Here is a 20332-nt window from a genome sequence, read left to right on the forward strand (position 1 = left end):
TTTAATTATAACGCCTGATAGGTATGATTGATGTTACCATCTTTTACGGTTACGATTCTAAACCCTGAAGGGTCTTTACCTAGTGGTCTGCCTACTGGTCCGGTAGTGACCATTTCCATTTCGCCATCTTTACCAAAAGAGTTTCTGTGGAGATGACCTGCAAAAATATGGCTCACACCATTTTCCTTATACAGCTTTAGGTATTTCTTTCTAATTGGGGTTGGGATATTAAAATACTGATCTTTCTCATCTGGATTTTCAAGAAAAAAAGGATGGTGCTGAAATACAACGATAGATTTACATCCAGATTTTTTAGCTTTTTTAAATGTCGACTCCAACCATTTATATTGCTTTTCACTCTCTTCTGTTGCTCCTGATGCATCCGAGATAAGGCCAGAATTAACTACAATAGCAAACAGGTCTCCTTTTTTGAAAGTATAATAATCAGCTCCAAACTCTTTTCGATAGGCTGCTAATATTTCAGGCGTAGGTTTATTGGCTACATCATGGTTCCCAGGGACACTATACAATTTAATTGATGGGTCTAGTTTTGCAGCAATTCGTTTATACTCTGCGATCTGTGCCGGGTCGCCCATCAGATTGACAAGGTCGCCAGTTATAATTACAAAAGCCGGGCGCAGCTGGTTTGCTGTGGCCACGGCTTTTTCAAAGTTTTCAGTTTCTTTGGCAAACTTCTGATCATTTTCAAAAAATCCAAACTGGGTATCTGTCATCTGAATAAAAACCAAAGGTTGCTTAGCTACTTTTTGTGCAGTACTTCTGGAAAAAGACAGAAGTAATAGCACTGCAACAATAATCAAACTCTTATATCTTAGAAACTTTATAGTATTCATATTTCAATTTTGTGTGTGTTTACTAAGATACTGAGAAGATTTACGTTTTATAGTACTACTTGCTTTCTTTGCTTATTTTTTTCATAAAGCTTTTGCTTTTACGTTTAATAATTTCTGCTGCCAACTCATCCATTAATACTTTATCCTGAAGCTCTTTAGATTTTGAGAACAGGTACATCCCGTTGCCACCTTCATAATAAGCTATTGGCGCATCCTCAAACGCACCATTCCTTTTAAAAGCTTCTATATAGGCCTTTAAACGACCGCTTTTTTGTTCTTTTGACGAATTTAATGCATGTGAATCAAATTCCATTTCCACGCCCATACCTAATTTTTTAGCCAAATCACAAGCTTGATCAATGCGGCTATCCGGAATTTTCTTGTTGAAAAAATGATTAGGTTGTAGCCATGCGAAATCAAATTTAAACTTTCTCCATTGATCAAAACCTTTGGCATTCCAGTAAGGTATCCAATAAAATCTCAGTCCTTTAGATCGTATATAATCGCCTAGTAGCTCCAAAATTTCTGCACAGCCATTCACGTCTTCATCTACCCAGTAAAAACCTTCCAGATTTAGATTTGTATAACCTTCCGTTTTGTACCGTTCCAGAAACTTATCAATATACCATTTACCGGCTTCGATCCGATCTTCATGTTTGGAAAAATCAAGCTCTTTCCCATTAATCTGGCCCCAATCCTTCTGATTATGTATAGGCGAAGGAATACCAACCACTAGCTTATGTTTAAACTGAAGTTTCTTCATTTTCGGCTTCTGCTCTTCAATAGCCTGATTAAGCGCTGAAAAAGCTTTATTCTGCTCGAAATTACGGTCCAGTAACCATTCCCATTCTGTTTTTCGGGCATTAAGTTTAGCATAACCAGGTGCATAGTTACGCCCCTTTCCATCCTTAAATTCTAAAAACAGAAACCCATCATAAAGCCAGTTTTTTCTCCCCTTACTATCCTCATGAATAATGTAAGGGAGGAATTCTTCTTTCGTCCATTCCATGGGACGATGCGTACCGCCCTGATAAATTAAAACCAGATCGGCAATATTGGTTTTCCCATATTGGCCCTTATCCTGTGCCGAGGCAAAATCCCCATAGCAAACCAGAAAAGCAATAAAAAATAATAATGGTTTCATTTGTGTATCTATTTATTCGTGTATGTATGTGTGTAAATTCATTATTTACACACGCTGCGCCCTTACCTAAGGGGCTAGCAGAGCGTGTGTTGAAATCGAGAAACGTAGAGCGTCCATGATCATTATTCAATACTGTTTAGGTCAATGCAGTCAAATTCGTATGCGGCAATACTGCCATTTGTTATTAGCACATACATAATCATTTTGTACCCATCCTTAGATACTTTTAGAGCTACATCACCGGTTAAATTCCCATTTGCAGCCGAAGTGATCATTGGCGATTTAAAAACCATCACCTTGGAGTAATCTGCACTCGAAGGAGGTGTAGAAAGCAATAAAGGATTAGTTACATTATACAAATAACCATTTCCGGCAAGGTTGGTACTTAAATTTACTACAGCCAGATATTTTGCATTGTTAAACTCTGCAAAATCCAGACTGTGGCTCACATTAAATCCTGACCCAGCAATATCTATCTGACTAAGCGGAGCACCGTTAGCCGCCATATAACCAATATCACCTGCCTGAGAAGAAAGGAACATTTTATCTGTGAGATTTGGCCCTTCGGAGATAACATCAGCCATGACGGTCCAGTTTTTTGAACCACCATATCTAAAAATAGTTGGAGATTGTGATACCAATGCACCATTAACTACCTGCCATCTTAAGATTGAATTATCCGAATTACTGGCTGCAACAAAAATCAAGGCATTTTTACTCAGGTCACCTTTTACAGACATCTTTCTGCCAAGCTGCTGACCGGCTACTAACCCTGGATACGCTATAAACTTGACTGGAGCCTGATCCCCTGCGCTGTTATACTTATAAATAAACAAGCTATTACCAACAGTAGTTGTGAGGTTAGAAATCAGAATATGTCCAGCCTCATCACTGGTTGCAAAGAAATTCTGAAAAGTAACAGCATTAATGCCTGTCATGTTCATTGCACCTACAACCTCTCCGGTAAAGCGGTTCAGGTATTTATTTATGGTTTCCCTTGTGTTCACTACCAAATAATCATCCGTCGCGGCAATTGAAGTGGTAAAATTATTAGTACCACTTATACCCAATTCAGTCAAACTTTTAGTCCATAACAACTTCATACTTCCCGATCGGATGCCTGAGGCTGCTTTTTGAGGACTAACGGGCTTAACCGTATATTGTACTGATCGGCCATTTTCGGCTGTTACCGTATAAACAACGGGCTTACTAAAATCCTGAGCGACAGTAATAGCTGGCGATATCGTCGCATGTGGTGTAATAACGATAGTCGGAACCTGATTTGTCAAATTCCCCCCTCCCGCTACCAGGCCTACTATTTTTTTAGATTCTACCAGAAAACCGGTAAGGTTCGCAGCGGGCAAATTAAAACTGGTAATTACTGCTTCCGAGCTTTTCCTGATCTCACCAATTAAAATATGCTTGCGATCAGTACCATCAGCAGACCTGACGATTATTTCTGTTGGTTTGGTTAAATCAACCTGATCTGGACTTCCGGAAACCGCCCTTACAGTTGTAGGATCGTTTGCTTTAACTTTCATTGAAGTAATATTGATCAGATTATTTGATTCCGCGGGGAAGTGTGTAGAAAATACAAACTTAATGGTATCCCCATAAGGGGTGGCTCTTTCAGGATTAAAGAATCCCGATCCATCAGCAAATGTGACATACACGGAATTGGCAGATCCGCTAAAATCGCCTTTATGCGCTTCCTTTTTGCAAGAGTAACCAAGTATCATGGTTAAAACCATGAACAGGAATATGATATGTTTATACATACTGTGTGCTATTATAGTGTGAAAGATAAATCAACCGCCACCTGTATCAGTTTTCCACTTAGGGTGTAGCTATAAAACAATTTAAAAGCGCCCTTGTAAGCCTGATAAGTAGGATCAAACTTTCCGATATAAGTGCTTTCGCCTTTTGCAATATTGTTTTGAATATTATAAGCCGCCGAACCTGGTGCTCCTGTAACCACAACCCTATCATTCTGAACAGCTAATCGGATTTTCATACCTGTTTCCGGTCCCGATATTTCAATCGTATTTGCAGAGACTGAAACAGGCACAATCACCTCATCAATTTTCTTAACAACAACTCCTACGTCATCTACCCCGGTTCCGTAAGCTTTGTATTTACTTTCGTAAACATTACGGAATCGAGAGAAATAGAGGAATGCGACTTTCTTTTCTTCATTTATTTTAACTGATGGACTCACCGTTTTAATGCTGATGGGCAACACATATTTTTTACCACTAAAAGTGTTTTCTCCAATATTGGTTAAACGGATATTTAAATCCTGACGCACATCTCCTTTGCCTAACTTTACCTCCCCAGAGGGAATATTAAAGTTAGTTACGGGCAATAACTCATAACCTGGATTCGAAGCTAAAAAAGTGGCAAATACCTCTTGATCAACACCCAAATTAACAGTTACTTCTGCATTTTTTTGATTTACGCCGGCTTTATAAATACCTAGTTTATAAACCGACTCGCCTAAAAGCGCGGTTTGGGTACTAAGACCTGAGCCAGGAATATATACGGTGCTGTCTACATTGACCATATCGAGCCCCTTCTCACAAGAAGTACATATGAGTACAAATAAAAGCAACATAGCTTTTAAAAATCTATATTTTTTTAACATAACGTTCGAATTAAAATTAGGTGACTGATTACCATCCCGGATTTTGCACCAAAGCAGGATTCTTGTCTATCTCGGATTGCTGAATTGGGAATAAATTCATTTTCATGCTATACACACGCTCTTCAAAAGGTACGCGTTTATAAAAGCCTAAGAAGTTAAAATTATTAGTGCTTACAGCTCCTGCATTAATATCCATACCCCACATCTTGCCACCTTCACCCCATTTACGCCTCGGATCACCATTATCTGGTGTATGTGCCAACCATCTTCTCCTCGTCGTAAAATAACGGTCTGTTTCAAACGCCAACTCTATCTGACGCTCCTTTAGGATGTGCTCACGTTGCTGAATTTTATCTCCTCTGATTTCAGGATACACTGCAAATATATTTGGCACTCCCGCACGCTGACGAATCATATTCCAATACTTTTCAATATCAGGATGACCAGAATTATGTTCGTTTAAAGCCTCTATGTAATCAAGTAAAACTGCAGCATAACGAATAAAGATCTCAGTTCTGGGACTGGTCACAAACACCCTATCACGTAGATTACTAAGGGGATCAACATTTTTAAGGCATAAATAACCAGTCCGAGGATAGAAAGTATAGGAACCTGAAGAACGGGATACTCCACCAAAATATAATTCTACCCTCCCATAACCATTTTGTTGTGCTGCAACATTATAATAATTGCGCTTATCAATATCAGCAGGTAATTGGGGAATGATACGTTTGTTATACAATATAGAGGCATAAAATCGAGGTTCACGGTTAGCATACATATTCCAGTCGCCCACCCAATGGCCCCAGGCATCACCACTGCGGATATCATCGATCATTTTTACCCGGTCCGTGGCAACATTTAGACCTTTGGGGTTCCAGTTATCACCTCCGGTTGTGGCAAAACCTTCTTCCACATATCCAGACTGTGGATCTTCTATACCACGCCCATTTTTCATCAGAAAAGCATCAACAACTCTTTGTGTAGGGCCAACACCACCAAGGTTATTAGGACCTGGTGAGGTATGAACTTCCCAGCCTAAAGGATTATAGCCCGAACGTCCCCAGATCACCTCACAATTCCAACGCTTTATAGTGATATCCCTTACCGATTTATAAGGACTAAATACAGCATCACCATTTTCATTATTTTTATATAGTTTGACATTTGCACCCGGATTATTTTCGGCAGTTTGGATAACAGCATAGCTGGCATCTGCAGCACGTTTCCACTTGCTCTCGTCATAGGTTGTACTTGTAAGTGGAGTACCGTCATGATTTTTAAAAGAGGCATAATCAGTATTCCCATTCCACTGCGGACTTGCAGCCATAGTAAGCACCTGGGCTTTTACCGCGCGGCAAACTATTTTGTTTGGTTTCCCAAGCCACTGTTTATCTCCCTGCCAATCTAAAGGTAAATCAACCTCAGCTTCTTCCATCAAGCCAACAATATAACTTACACATTCATCGTAGGGAGAACGAGGAATAGCTCCCCAATCCGTATCAAGAGGCATTTCCTTTTTAATCAATACTGCTGGCCCATATTGTTTAATCAATAACCAGTAATAATACCCTCTTAAAAATTTAACTTCTCCTTTGTATTGAGCTTTCAATTGGGCACTTAATTCAGGATTCTTATCTACATTATTCTCGAATATAAACGAGGCCCTGATGGCTTTATAATAATTTGGCCATTTGTTATAAAAACCTGAATTTGAGTTCCAGTTACCCAGGTTAATATTATAAGTATTATACACATTCCATGTTAAATCTATTTCATCAGAGCAACCAAGCCATGGATCATCCTGGTATAAATTTGCTGCCGGTATTTGCGAATACACATTGTATAAAAATGCTTCTGTCTCTTTACGGGAGCTCCAGATCATCGCATCCGTTTTCATATCATCTGGTTGTTTTTCCAGGAACTTTTTACAACCGGTTACTGTCATTAAGCTAAGCATTGACAGTATTATATATATCTTTATATTGTTATTCATCTCGTCTGAATTTAGATTTTAACCCTGATACCAAAATTGATTTTACGCTGTAACGGATAATTCCCGGGTCCCGCCAATTCAGGATCCCACATTGTCCATGGGGCAAAAACGGCCACGTTATTAGCCAATGCGTACAATCTCAAACTTTTTAGTCTGATATGTGATAGTAGTTTTGAACCAAATGTATAACCTACCTCAACATCTGATAGACGAAGATATTTTCCATTGTAAATAGTTTTCGTAGATCTTTGCCAGTTATTAGAAGAGGTCCCATTAAATAAACGTGGATAAAGTGCATCCTGGCTTGGATTATCAACCGTCCAACGATCTAAAGCTTCCAGAAACAAATTCCGCTTACCAACACCTTCAGCGAATGGGATATAGTCGCCACCCAAGCTATAGCTTACACGTCCCTGCCCTCTAAAAAATACACCTATATCAAATCCCTTATAGTCGGTTTGAAAACCAAAACCATAATTAATTTCAGGAAGATTAGAATAACCAATGGGAACTTCATCATCTATACTTACTTTACCATCTCCATTGATATCCTGATACTTAATATCTCCCGGACGCACTACCCCAAACTCCTGAACCGGACTATTAGCTATATCTGCTTCACTATTAAAATACCCCTGAGCAATCAATCCAAAAACCTGACCATATTTATGACCAGTACGCATTCTGTAAGCATAATTTTTCATAGCCTCGTCCTGTTCAAGGATCTTATCACGTGCATAAGTAAAGTTTCCATATATGCGAACCCCTGCATCACCAAAGCGTTGATTAAGTTCTAAAGTACCATCTACGCCACGGTTAACCATTACCCCCATATTTGCAAACGGCTGAGAGTTGTAACCGGTTATAGCTGGTAATGACGTACGTTGCAATAAGATGTCTGTTCTTTTCTCATGGAAATAATCTACCTCCAGCGAAAGGGCATTTTTAAACATTTTTAACTCAAAACCAATGTTGCGTTTTAAACCCTTCTCCCAGGTTAAATTGGTTACGCCTATACGGTTTTCTCCAGTACCACCATAACTGGTACCATTCTCACCAAACGCATACCCACCTAGTCCGCTGCCATAAATAGACAAATACCCATAGCGTTCGTTATTTGGTAATGCTTCCGATCCCACTAAACCTATTGAGCCTTTTATTTTGAAAAGATCTACAATTCCTTTTATGTCATTGAAAAAGGATTCATTGGAAACGATCCAGCCCGCCGCAACTGCAGGGAACCACCCAAAGCGTTTTTCTTTAGGAAAGTTCTCTGAACCATTATACCCCACATTAAACTCGGCAAAATACCGATCGTCATAATCATAGGTGGCCCTGCTTGCAATCCCTTGTCTGCGAAAAGGAAGAGATAAAATAGCTGAACCGGCACTACCATTAATAAAATCACGCTGGTAATACATCATCATTCCACTTACATGATGTTTATCACCAAAAGCTTTATTGTATAAAAGCTGAGCTTTCATCTCTTTAGCCCTGTTACTGCCTAATGCTGTAGAATAGCCTAAAAACTCTGATCCAACTGTAACTTCTTTAAAAAGCAAATTGCCTGTTAGCGGATCCCTACCCTGCACTCCATAAGTTGAACTATTTTTCCTTCTGTTAATAGTTGTATTGTTATTGGCATCAAAGGAATAAGACATCCTGAATTTCAGCCCGTCCAGAATTGATTTCAAATCCTGATTCAGTGAAATCTGACTGGTAAACTGATTTCTAAACTCTGTATTAAATCCAGAACCCATAAGCCTTTCTACCGGATTTGATTCTCCCACTTGTGTTGGTGCCGCCCAGCCCATAATGTCCTTTCCATTTAAGTCTTTTCCAATAGGTATTCTAACCGGATTAGAAATGGGTGTAGCCAAGTAAGACCAATAGAACAATTCCCCCGCTGGAGTAAAAGTTGAAGAGTAAATTGTCCCTCCTGTTCCAGGAGTTCTTAAATCGGTAAGATTGCCGCCAACTTCAAGTTCAAGAACCGTTGTTTTAGAAAGACTGATATCCACATTAGAACGAAAGTTATAGCGTTGAAGATTAAGGTTGGATTTATAATCAATGTCCGGATTATTTTTAAGGTTCCCGTTTTCATTGATGTAACCCAATCCCACAAAATAACGGGCCACCTGACCACCACCACGTACATTTAGTGTAGTATTGGCATTATAAGAATACTTCCTGTAAGTCTCGTCAAACCAGTTCACATTAGGATACAGATACGGATCAACTCCATTTCTTGTGTTTTCAATGTATTCCTTTGAATAGTTTTCTCTGCCCAATGCTTCATTATAGAGCATTGCATAATCAGGTCCACTCAAAAATTTAGGTAATTTAGGTAAGTCCGACAATCCGTACTCCGTTTTAACCTCTATAACTGGTGCCTGTGCAATCCCTCTTCGTGTGGTTACTAAAACGACTCCATTTGCGGCTCTTACTCCGTAAACTGCTGTAGCTGAAGCGTCCTTTAAAATAGAAACGGATTCTACCTCTTCAACCGAAATATCAGACATATCACGTTCTACTCCATCAACTAAAATTAAAGGCGAACGATTTGCACTAAAAGTGGAAATACCTCGAATCCATAAGCTTCCCCCATCTCTTCCAAGCTCACCTGAACGCTGAACTACCACTGCTCCTGCCATTTTACCAGCCAGGGCGTTGGTTAAGGAACGAACCGGAACTTTAAGATCGTCCATTTTAACAGTGGAAATTGCACCAATCACACTTGCCTTCCTTTGAACCCCCATACCCACTACCATTACTTCATCCAGATCGCTCAATTTCTCTTTCAACACCACGTCAATGGCCGTTTTGGTTTGCACCGTGACCTCCTGTTCCAAATAACCCACCATCGAGAATTTAAGCACGTCACCTGGTTTTGCATCAATGGCATAATAGCCTTCCGTATTGGTTGTAGCCCCTTTTGTTGAACCAACAACCACTACACTTACCCCCGGAAGCGGCTGCCCATTCACATCGATCACTTTCCCCTTAATGTCGACCATTACCGGAGCTGTTATAGTTGCCACCTTTTGCCCGACAACATCTTTAAATTTAACGATGATAATTTTGTCCTGAATAGTATATGACAACGGTTGATTGCTAAAAATATCCTGCAATACAGCATTCAAGTTTTTATCAGTCACATCTATAGTTAATGGCTTTGCTCTCTCCAAAATCTCATTGCTATAAATAAAGTAAAAACCAGTTTGCTTTCTGATTTCTTTAAATATCATTTTGAGGTTCGTATTCCGCTGGGTAATACTAACTTTTTGGCCAAAAGAAGCAGCATTAACGTGCATAGTTAATATTAAAAGGAGGATTCCCGTTAACTTCATAACGCGTAAAGCTTTTGAGACAGAGAATAACCGGTATTTTCTGTTTAGGTAAAAAACAGGGCACAAAGCGCCCTTAAAATGTAGATTTTGTTTCATACATTTGATTGTTTGGGTTTTGGTTTACGTTTAATCTATTTGAAAATATTCCAGGGTTAGCCCAAACATTCAGAGCATTTCGGCTGCAATCCGGAATGCTTTTTTTGTGGCTACCCTTTTCAGATTAATCAGGTAGAATTTGAGTTCATACGTTTGGTTTTTTATTTGGTTTTATGGTTAATTACTGTAATTTTTTGTCCATCTATTTCAAACTTCAGCCCACAGGTTTGCTCCAATGCCTTTAATATTCTTGAAACATTTACATTACGTGGAATAACACCTGTGAAAGAAACATCTGTTCTTGACCCTGAATAAGTTACATCCACATCATACCAGCGCTCAATTTGTCGCAGCACTTTATCTATATCTGTGTTATCAAATTGAAAAACCTGATTTTTCCAGGCTACAACAGCATCTATATCAGCATTATTCAAAACATTCATTTCTCCAGCCTTTAACTGAACCTGTTGTCCAGGCGTAATGAAAGTCTCCCTGGCTCCAGATTTAACACTCACTTTTCCTTCTAAAAGAGTGGTTTCCATATTTCGCTCATTCGAATAAGCCATCACATTAAAATGTGTGCCATACACCTTCACAATTTGCTCATTACTTCGTACACTAAAAGGCTGCTTTTTATTAGGAGAAACCTCAAAATAAGCTTCGCCAATAAGTTCTACCTTACGTTCTGTTAAATTAGTAAAGCTCACAGGGAATTTAACAGATGACTCAGAGTTTAACCAAACACGTGTGCCATCAGGCAAATTGATGATATGTTGTCCTCCCCTTGGAGTTGTAATTGTGTTATAAGCTGGCGCCCCGGAATTATCGGACTGAGCATCATTAACGGTATATACCAATTGGCCATCTGCCGCTTTGGTGATTACAATACCTGATTGGGTTGCCAGTTGCCCGTCAACAGCATCAGTTAAAGAGATTTTTGACCCATCTGCCAATGTTAAAATTGCCTTATTGCTACCTGGTATGATGTCATTATCAGCATAGTAATCTTTTGTAAGGTGTTTTTCTTTAACTGATGAATAAAAATAAAAACCAACACTAAATGCGATAAGAATGACCGCAGCAGCAGCAGCAGCATACTTATACCAATTTCCCGACTTCAGTGTTTCACGTTCCAATTGATCAATACGGGCGTCAATACCTTGCTTCAAACGATCGTTAATTATCTCCTCTTTATGGGTATGATTCCAGTCAGAAGAACCTGCCTCTTTATGATACCACAGGTTTAACTGCACCTCTTCTTCAGGAGTGGTTTCACCCTCATGGTGGCGGTTCAGTAAATCCTGGATATCTTGTTTATTCATTTTGTATTAGCCTTATACTTATGTGTATCATGAAATGGCAGTTGGTAGACACCCAAAAGATAAAATAACCACAAAACACTGATAATCAATTGATTTATTTATCAAAAAAGAAATAAGAAAGCATAAGAGAAAGTAAACTCCCCGATCTTTCGTCCAGAACTAAACGAAAAAGATTTAAAGAACGGTTGATTTGTTTCTTGACAGTTTTATCGGATATATTTAATCGCTCAGCTATTTCTTTATGACTCATTTGTTCAATTCTGCTCAAAATAAATATCTCTCTCATTTTTGGTGGCAGCTTTGCAATTTCTGAATGGATAACACCATCAAGTTCTTTCATATCAATATGTTCGTTCAACAGATCACTACCTTCTTCAAAAAAACAATGAATAGAAGAAAGATAATTGTGTCTATATAAATTAGCCCGAATATACCCGAGTCCTCTAAACCGGATAGCTCCATGCAAATAAGAGGAAAGCGAATTGATGTTGATTAATAGCTGTCGTCGCTGCCAAAGTGATACAAAAACTTCCTGAACAATGTCCTGCGCTTCATCTTCATCTCTAACAACCTTGCCCGCATAAACGAACAGCTTTTTCCAATATCGGCTATAAATCTGATCAAAAGCCTCACGGTCATCCTGCAGGATCAATTCCATTAATTGCTGATCTGTAAGTCTGTTTGTTTGAGCTGAAGTCATTACATAACCTTTTTTATAAAACTAATACAATATCCTAAAGCAGACAAGATTAATTAATAAATTTTATGTTAATCTTCCCTTTACTATATTTATCTATTAAAATCTACCTAACACTTTACCCACGTACGCATAAAAAAGCCAAAGACTTATTATCACAAAAAGACAAATCAACATTTGATCAACTAAAAAATTAAAAATAAAATCATATTTAAGCTCTTTCACGCACTAGTATTTGTATCTACTGCTTATGCCCTTTTTGAGATGATTCATCAAACGATTTACTAAACCCACAAACACGTGCCTTTTTGTGAAGGATATCTGTAGAATGTGTGATATTTTCTTAACGTTTGAGGCAGAGGCCTATATAAAAAACCAGGACCGGCCAATTAAATGGCCAGCCCTGGTTCAAAGAAATCAATTTTTAATTCTGGTGGGATTTAGCCATCTCTTCATAAAAGCCACTCCCTCGCCCACAACAGCTTCGTGTCCACCTTCATGCAAGGTTAGCGCTATTCTTTCCCGCATATTCAGTTTTTGATAGTGGACTTTTGACCGCTCATATTCTTCAACAACCTGTGGCCAATGTGCAATATTATCTTTCTTTCCATGCTGGATCATTAAAGGCCTCGGGGCGATCATAGAAACAACATCACAATCAGAAAATGCTGTCAACCAACCCGAAAGAAATACATACTCTTCAGTTGTTGAAATGAAGCTACTGTAACGTTCGTCAGGTATGACCATTTTATTTCTTCTTTCATTAAACCAGGCCGATACCACACCTGCTTTGATGCGAGGTTCAAGCGGCATCCAGAACATCGTGGCCATACCACCTAAAGATACGCCCCACATCCCCACACACGCTGCATCTATCCTTGGATCAGCCAGTACCACATCCAGCAAATGCTGCACACGTGCCAGCTCCAATCCTGGCAGGCCAACGCCAGCCATATTGCCTAAACGTTGTATGTGGTTCCTGCGTTCTATAGACCTCATATTTAAAGGTGCCAATACGGCAAAACCTGCATCAAGCAGTGCTTTTGCGTAAGCATGATAACTTGGTCCGTCTTCAAAAGGTGTTTCCGGTCCGCTACCTATGCCATGTTGCGCAATTATAATAGGTACCGGTCGATCTTTACTGGTGCCTTTAGGAAAGGCCAAAATTGCCTCTGCCGTAACAGCCCCTAATGGAAGCTTCAGCCATTCTGCCTGAACCCCGTTTACCACATATGGTGTTTTCTGTAAGGGTCCGCTTTTGGTCAGTACCGGAGGTTTTATCACCTCTTCCCATTTCCTTCTGTTTGGCTCAACACTGCGTTTCAGCGCGTCTGCACTACTGTAATCCCTGTTCCAGAGTTTTGATGCCCGGGATTCATATTCATTGACAATATAATCTATAAAGTAATCCCTTAGCTGGATTTCGTAAGCATTAATGCGCTGTTCATCTTCGGCAGTGCTCAGTGTTTTCCTTTCCTGCCCGATAGCCAGGCAGGAAAAGTATAGAAAAAAACAACCCATTACACCCGATTTCATTTTTAATTTACCCATCCCGGATTTTGTTTTAGCTTTTCGTTTAAAGTAATCTCGTTCAGATTGATCGGGTTCAGATAATCTCTATCCACCCTAAACCCATAACCAGCAGGAAGCGCATTCTGGTAAGGATCGATAAACCCATTTGCATCCACTGGCAAGACTGGTTTAATGGCAAACTGGGATGCTTTCGCACCTTTAGGCCGTTTTCCAACAATCAATTCATCAGCGGCGGCCCAACGTGCGATGTCATCCCACCGGTAATCCTCCATCGCTAGCTCAACTTTACGCTCTCTCCTGATTTCATTGAGTACTGGTGATAAAGCCGGGAAGTCCCAGTTCGGATCAGGTTCAATGTTAGACAGGACTAAGTTAGGCATCCCGATTCTGTCTCTCAGTTTTTTAATTGTTTTGTCAATATCAGTCTGGGTAATCTGCCCCAATTCTGCCTTAGCTTCAATATAATTCAATAAAACTTCCGCATACCGGTATTGGATGGAAGGCGTTTCTTCAAAATTCTGATGATGATAGGCTACAACAGGATTATAATCTTTACGCCGCACATAACCTGTTGCCGAAGAATACGTTCCATTAGAATACAATTTAGCATAGGCTTCCTGCCACCTTCTCACTCCTCCTGCTGCGTCAATGTACCATGCAGAGCCAGGACTGAAAATAGTTTGTACAAACCTGGGGTCCCTGCCTTCCATCTCAAGCGTGATGTTATCGTAACCTTTAAACATCGCGCTCTTTGAAATAGGCTTGCCGTCAAGGCATAAATAAGCATCAGCCAGCTCCTTTGTTAATCCATAACCCTCGGGCGTCTCCAACCTGTAAAGTTTGCTATGGCTGTGAATTCCGAGACTGACGTTCATCTTTGTCCAGAACATGACCTCTTTGTTTGTGGAATAATCGCGAAGTGCAAACAGATCACTATAATCCGCATTCGGCTTTCCCGTTGAGTAAATGTCGTATAACCCCGAGGCGATTACTTTCTCTGCCGCTGCTATCGCTTTGCTGAAATATTTCTCCGGGTTGGCCGAGGCAACGCCAAATGCTGTACCATTATGATACTTTTCCCAGGTTCCCTCATATAAAGCGACTCTCGACTGGAACATCAGCGCAATCCATTTGTTTATCCTGCTGTGGCCGTTCCCTTTTTCTTCAGAAAGGTGCAGTACAGCCTGATCAAGATCATTGATAATATGATCAGCAATGATGTTTCTTGGTGTTCTCTCCCCATAAAGCTCGGGCGAACTGGTATTCAGCACCTTATCTATCCAGAACACATCACCAAAGCTCTTTACCAGGTTGAAATAGAACATTGCCCGGAAAAAGTGTGCTTCGCCCAGATATTGTTTGTAATCTTTAAAATCAGCCTCACATTTCTGGTAATTCTCAAAAAAATAATTGATACTTCTTACGTTACCATAATTCAGCGACTGCCCATTGGCTACACTCCTGTTACCTTCCAGACGTTGATTAATGGAGCTTTCATTGATGTAAATATCAGTCGCAACATCTCCCCTTCCTTTATCCATAATGGGAAAGAGGCTCCGGTCATAAAATTGGTTGAGATAAATTTTCAAATCATTTGGTGTTTTAAAAAACACGGGCTCTGTTATAGCATCCAGCGGATATCTTTCTAAAAATCCTTTTTTACAAGACAGGAACGACAGGCACACAATCGCAATAGTCATTATATATTTTAATCGATTCATGGTTTCTAAGTTTAAAACGATAAATTAACGCCTAGTGAAAACATCTGGTTAATGGGATAGATCTCTCCCATATCTCTATCTCCGTTTCCGTCTCTCTGACTTACAGCAACAGATGTTTCCGGTTCATACATTTTAGGCAGCTTGGAAAAAGTCAACAGGTTCTCAGCAGATACATAGAACCGGGCTCGCTGAATTAACAAGCGCTTCAACAAAGCTGGAGGAACCGTATAACCAATCTGGAGGTTCTTTAGTCTTAAATAGGCGGCATTTAATACATACCGGCTCTGATCCTGGACATTTTTACCCCTTTCCGTGAAAGAGAAATAGGGCTTTGGAAAGTAAGCATCGGTATTTGGCCCCAGCATATTGGTTTCATCAGCAGGTCTCCAGTAATCCAGCATTTTCCCTCCTGAAAATATTGCGGAACTGTTTGGAGAACCCATTATTCCCCAGAAATACTCAGAGTTGCTATGCGGCAAAAATTCCCGTCGGCCTATTCCCTGCCAAAACATATTAAAATCCAGATTTTTCCATTTGAACCCAGCTGTTATTCCAAAATTATAACGTGGGCTGGTATTCGCAATAATAGACAAATCTCCATGGTCATCAAGGGTCTCGCGACCTTTATTGATGACTCCATTGTTATCCAGGTCTTTGTAGATAATATCGCCGGGTCCCCATGTACTACCATAAAGGGACTGGTTCGGCATGGCTTCACCAGGATTCTGAATAATCCTGTCAGTCGTAAATCCCCATACATCTCCATGAACTTTACCTTTATGCCAGCCAGAAATCGCGCCTACCGCATTCAGATACTCCAAAATTGTGGTTTTACTATCCCCGAGTGTGAACTTAGCATTATAAGAAAAATTGTCTGAAATTCTGTCCTGCCATGCCAGGGACAATTCAAAACCCTTGGTTGATAATTTAGCGTTATTCATAAGAGGAACACCGGTACCCAACACCGAAGGAACCTGAGGCGTTACACCAATCATATCAGAAGTGACTCTATTGTACCAGTCAAACACTATATTTAATCTGTTCTTGAAAAATCCTGCCTCCACTCCAAAGTTCAGGGTTGTAATGGTTTCCCAGGTAAGCTTGTCACTTACAATACGTGGAATCTGCGCATACAGGGGAACTTCATTGTTAATCAGGTATCCTGGGTTAGCAAAATTATCTGCATTCCTTCGATAAGCAATTGGTATCGTAGACAGGTAAAGGTAATTATCAACGTTTTGATTCCCTAAAGCGCCGTAAGACCCTCTCAGCTTAAGCGTATTTACATAAGGCTCAATAGTATTCCAGAAATTCTCTTTTGACACATTATATCCTGCAGAAAAGGAAGGGAAAAAACCCCATCTTAAATCAGGCGCAAACCTTGACGAGCCATTGTACCGGGCACTAAATTCCAATAGGTATTTTTCATCAAAATTATAATTTATCCTTCCAAAAATACCTTCAGTAGCTGAATGGCTCTTAAATTCTTCTAATTTCATATCACCAAGTGCCGTCCTGATGGAGGGAACTTCTTCGGTGATCAGGTTCATTTTCGAACCTTGCAATATATGATTGTACTGCAAGTCCCTTTCATAGCCCACAAGCCCCTTTATATAATGTTTAGCCAGTTGTTTCTCATAGGATGAAAACGCGCTAATTAAATTATATTCGCCCAGAACGGTGTTAGCGCCATAACCCGCCACTGATTCCCCGATATTCCCGATTGTTCCGTTCGGAACAGGTACCGGAACAGGTTTAGGATTCTGACTGCCCACACCCCATTGATAATTATATTTGTAGGATATATTTGTTTTCCATCCTTTAATGGGTTCAAGCTCAGCACCAATATTCATCCACAGGTCATGATTTTCAGTTACGATCCTGCCACCTTTTTCCAGGGCAAGAATAATGGGATTAGCAATAGAGCCGTCAACATTGTACTTTGGCATGGTAGGCCAGAAGTTTGTAAACTGTGACCAGGTATAAGTTCTCGGCAAACCAACAACTCCAAGGGGAACGTCTGTTTTGTCCCTTGCATATTTCGTGCTAAAATTAAAGGACATCCAGTTGTTTACCTGAGTAGTTAAGTTTGCTAAAATATTATATCTTTTGTAACCATCATCTCCCCAGCTATAAGCTCCAGGCTGGTCGAACAAACCTGCATTGACGTAATATTGACTTTTCTCTCCTCCTCCACTTAAATTCACATTGTGTTTCTGATGCAGGGCATATTTTTTATAATATTCTTTTGTCCAGTTGTAATTCGCATTCCCATCCCAGCGTCCCCTCCATTGGCTTACCGGCGGATTGGCCCTGTTGTATTCATCTTTATAAGTTCCGTTGATGTAGCCTTTGATTCTTTCCACTTGCTCAGCCGGAAAAACTGGTGCGACCTTGGCATTTGCTGCGGCCTGATTAAACGCTGTAGCGTAGATCAGCGAGCTCTCCATACCAGGGATATAAATGGGCGCAGAAAAGGAAGTATTATTGGAGTACTCCACTCTCACCGGCTGATTCTTAGCCCCGCGTTTTGTGGTGATCAAAACCACTCCAAACGCAGCCCTTGAACCGTAAACTGCGCCGGCAGAGGCATCCTTCAGGACAGAAACGCTCTCGATCGTCTGCGGATCGAGGTAATTTATATTTGCTTCTACTCCATCTACCAAAATCAATGGACGTGCATTTGATGAAATAGAACCCACTCCTCTGATTTGAAAGGATTGAGTTGCCCCGGGCTCACCTCCAAAACTATTCAATGAGATATTTAAATTTGGAGAAAGTCCCTGTAACAGCAAGGCAACATTGGGTGCAGGACGGTTTTCAAGCTGTTCGCCTGAAACAACATCAATCGCCGCCGTCAGATTGATCTTTTTCTGTGTTCCATAACCAACAACTACAACTTCGCTTAGCTTGCTGTTGTCTTCCAGCATGACAATATTCAACTGAACCCTCCCGTTTAACGGAACTTCCTGGGCAGTAAAGCCAATAAAACTAAATAAAAGCGTGGCATTTTCTTCCCCAACTGATAGCCGGAAAGCGCCATTGCTGTCCGTAATAGTACCCTGTTTGGTATGCTTCACTTTGATGCTCACCCCAATCAGGGGGCCACCTTTTTCATCCACTACCCGCCCGCTTATAGTTACGGCAACAATTTGATCCCCTACCGTCTTAGGCTTCTCTTCATCCCGTTTTCTGACCATTATTGTCTTATCGGAAATTTTATAAATCAGGGGTAATCCTTCAAAACAGATAGCTAAGGCCGCCTCAATGGAGACATTGCTGACATTAATGTTGATTTTGTTTTTATTTAAATCGTAGCCTTTAGAAAAAAACACATAATCAGTTTGCTTTTCAATACTTTTGAAAATCTTTTCCAATGACGCATTTTTAGCGTTCAGGCTGACTTGACTAAAGCCTTTAGCACTTACCTGCATCAGTGCAATAATCATAAAGAAGGTGGTCAAATTAATTACCATGATTATCTTTCGGGTTAATGACCGCCATGCACAGGGCATAGCAGGAATAAAAGCAATAAATTTCATACTTTTGTTATTTCTGGGTTAATAATGAATTAGGTCGCTATTTAATTTATTTCTCCTCATAAGAGGACAGAGGTTAATCCAGACTTACTCCGCAAAGGTGCTTCAACACCTTTGCGGTTCTTTTACCTCTTCGATGATGTAATTATTTCTCCATTTTTTTTCAGGTTAGTTTAGTAATCGGTTTAGTAATTGGTTTAGTTAATATTTTTTATGGGGTTATGATCATTTTTTTACCTTCCATTTTAAAATTGACCTTGGCAAATGCAAGCATATCTAAAACCTTGGAAAGGCTCATGTTACGGTAAACTTTCCCTGTAAATGTTTCAGAGGGCAATTCTCCGGCTTTGTATACCACATCTACATCGTACCACCTGGACAACTGCAGCATAACTGACTGAAGATCGGCCTGATCAAAACTAAAGTAGCCATTTTTCCATGCCACAGCTTCTTCCGTGTCTATTTTTTTTACGTTAAAATTATTTGCTGTTAGAGATGCTTGCTGACCTGGTTTTAGCAGAACTGATGTATGTCCGTCAGTCACCCTTACCTTTCCTTCCACCAGCGTGGTTAGAATTGCTTTTTCGTCACCATATGAATTGATATTAAAATGGGTACCCAGTACTTCTACATTTTGAGTTGGGGTACTCACCAGAAAAGCAACGCGATCTCCATTAGGCAATTGTTGGCTATTCACTTCAAAATATCCTTCACCTGTGAGCTCAACACGTCTTATTGTTTCGGTAAACCGGACAGGGTACTTTAAGGAAGAAGCAGCATTGAGCCAAACCTTCGTTCCATCTGGTAAAGTGATCTTAAACTGGCCACCCCGTGGAGTAGAAATCTGATTATAACTTATTGAAGTAGTTTTGTTGCTAGCATGAACAGCCGCTTCATAAACCACTTGTCCATCCTTTGTTTTACGTATAGTTATACCGGCCACTTCAGCTATACTTCCTGTCCGGGCCTCATCCAATTTTACAACAGTTCCATCTGCTAGTGTCAGGAGTGCCTTATTACTGCCTGGCGCGACATCATTCACAACGGCTCGCATACTGGCTGTGTTATTGCCTTTCTGTTCCTGTTTCTTGCTAATGTACAGTACAATTCCTACAGACACCATTACAAAGGCTATCACCGCAGCCGCATATCTGTACCAATGAGGAAGGCTACGTTCCTTTTTATATGATTTTTTGATTCGTTTAAAAGTTTGGCTTTTGAGGATTTTCAAACTTTTATCACTCAAATCAAATTCTCCTCCTTGCCAATCCAGATACCAGCTTTCTAACAGCGCTTTTTCTTCGTCCGTACAAGTGCCAGCATGATATTTTTTTAGCAGTTCTTTTGCTTCCCTTTTTTCCATGATTAAAACCTCTGTTCCTTTATTAAATTTAGAGACAGCCTGCTCAGCCAGTGGGGGTAGATAAAAATTAAAA

At 40.1% G+C, this 20332-nt stretch carries 12 protein-coding genes; all 12 read right to left on the reverse strand.

From position 1 onward, the window contains the following. Positions 1-5: 5 nt before the first annotated feature. Complete coding sequence (locus tag B9A18_RS21070; protein WP_084291534.1) at positions 6-854, reverse strand: metallophosphoesterase; 849 nt, start codon at positions 852-854, stop codon at positions 6-8. 55 nt (positions 855-909) lie between these two features. Continuing rightward, positions 910-1998 (reverse strand): DUF4855 domain-containing protein, encoded by a 1089-nt coding sequence (locus B9A18_RS21075; protein ID WP_084291535.1) that lies wholly within the window; start codon positions 1996-1998, stop codon positions 910-912. A gap of 122 nt (positions 1999-2120) precedes the next feature. Beyond that, positions 2121-3776, reverse strand: a complete 1656-nt coding sequence (locus tag B9A18_RS21080) for a DUF5018 domain-containing protein (RefSeq protein WP_084291536.1) — start codon at positions 3774-3776, stop codon at positions 2121-2123. A gap of 11 nt (positions 3777-3787) precedes the next feature. Next, positions 3788-4642: a DUF1735 domain-containing protein gene (locus B9A18_RS21085; RefSeq protein ID WP_084291537.1), complete on the reverse strand. Its 855-nt coding sequence runs from the start codon at positions 4640-4642 to the stop codon at positions 3788-3790. Positions 4643-4670: 28 nt separating this feature from the next. Further along, positions 4671-6638 carry a RagB/SusD family nutrient uptake outer membrane protein gene (locus B9A18_RS21090; protein ID WP_084291538.1) on the reverse strand — a complete coding sequence of 656 codons (1968 nt, stop codon included), beginning with the start codon at positions 6636-6638 and terminating at the stop codon, positions 4671-4673. A gap of 11 nt (positions 6639-6649) precedes the next feature. After that, positions 6650-10084, reverse strand: coding sequence for a TonB-dependent receptor (locus B9A18_RS21095; protein WP_084291539.1), 3435 nt, complete (start codon positions 10082-10084; stop codon positions 6650-6652). A 161-nt stretch (positions 10085-10245) separates the two neighbouring features. Then, positions 10246-11406: a FecR family protein gene (locus tag B9A18_RS21100; RefSeq protein ID WP_084291540.1), complete on the reverse strand. Its 1161-nt coding sequence runs from the start codon at positions 11404-11406 to the stop codon at positions 10246-10248. Between the two features lie 94 nt (positions 11407-11500). Further along, entirely contained in the window at positions 11501-12106 is a 606-nt protein-coding gene (locus tag B9A18_RS21105) for an RNA polymerase sigma-70 factor (RefSeq protein WP_084291541.1), read from the reverse strand. Positions 12107-12520: 414 nt separating this feature from the next. Further along, positions 12521-13654, reverse strand: coding sequence for a dienelactone hydrolase family protein (locus tag B9A18_RS21110; protein ID WP_084291542.1), 1134 nt, complete (start codon positions 13652-13654; stop codon positions 12521-12523). Continuing rightward, positions 13642-15357, reverse strand: a complete 1716-nt coding sequence (locus B9A18_RS21115; RefSeq protein WP_084291543.1) for a RagB/SusD family nutrient uptake outer membrane protein — start codon at positions 15355-15357, stop codon at positions 13642-13644. Before B9A18_RS21115 ends, B9A18_RS21110 begins: the two co-directional genes overlap by 13 nt. A gap of 11 nt (positions 15358-15368) precedes the next feature. After that, positions 15369-18899, reverse strand: a complete 3531-nt coding sequence (locus B9A18_RS21120; protein ID WP_144009574.1) for a TonB-dependent receptor — start codon at positions 18897-18899, stop codon at positions 15369-15371. A gap of 208 nt (positions 18900-19107) precedes the next feature. Further along, positions 19108-20259, reverse strand: a complete 1152-nt coding sequence (locus B9A18_RS21125) for a FecR family protein (RefSeq protein ID WP_084291544.1) — start codon at positions 20257-20259, stop codon at positions 19108-19110. Between the last annotated feature and the right edge of the window lie 73 nt (positions 20260-20332).

Origin of the sequence: Pedobacter nyackensis (assembly GCF_900176505.1) — a bacterium.
Classification (GTDB): Bacteria; Bacteroidota; Bacteroidia; order Sphingobacteriales; family Sphingobacteriaceae; genus Pedobacter; species Pedobacter nyackensis.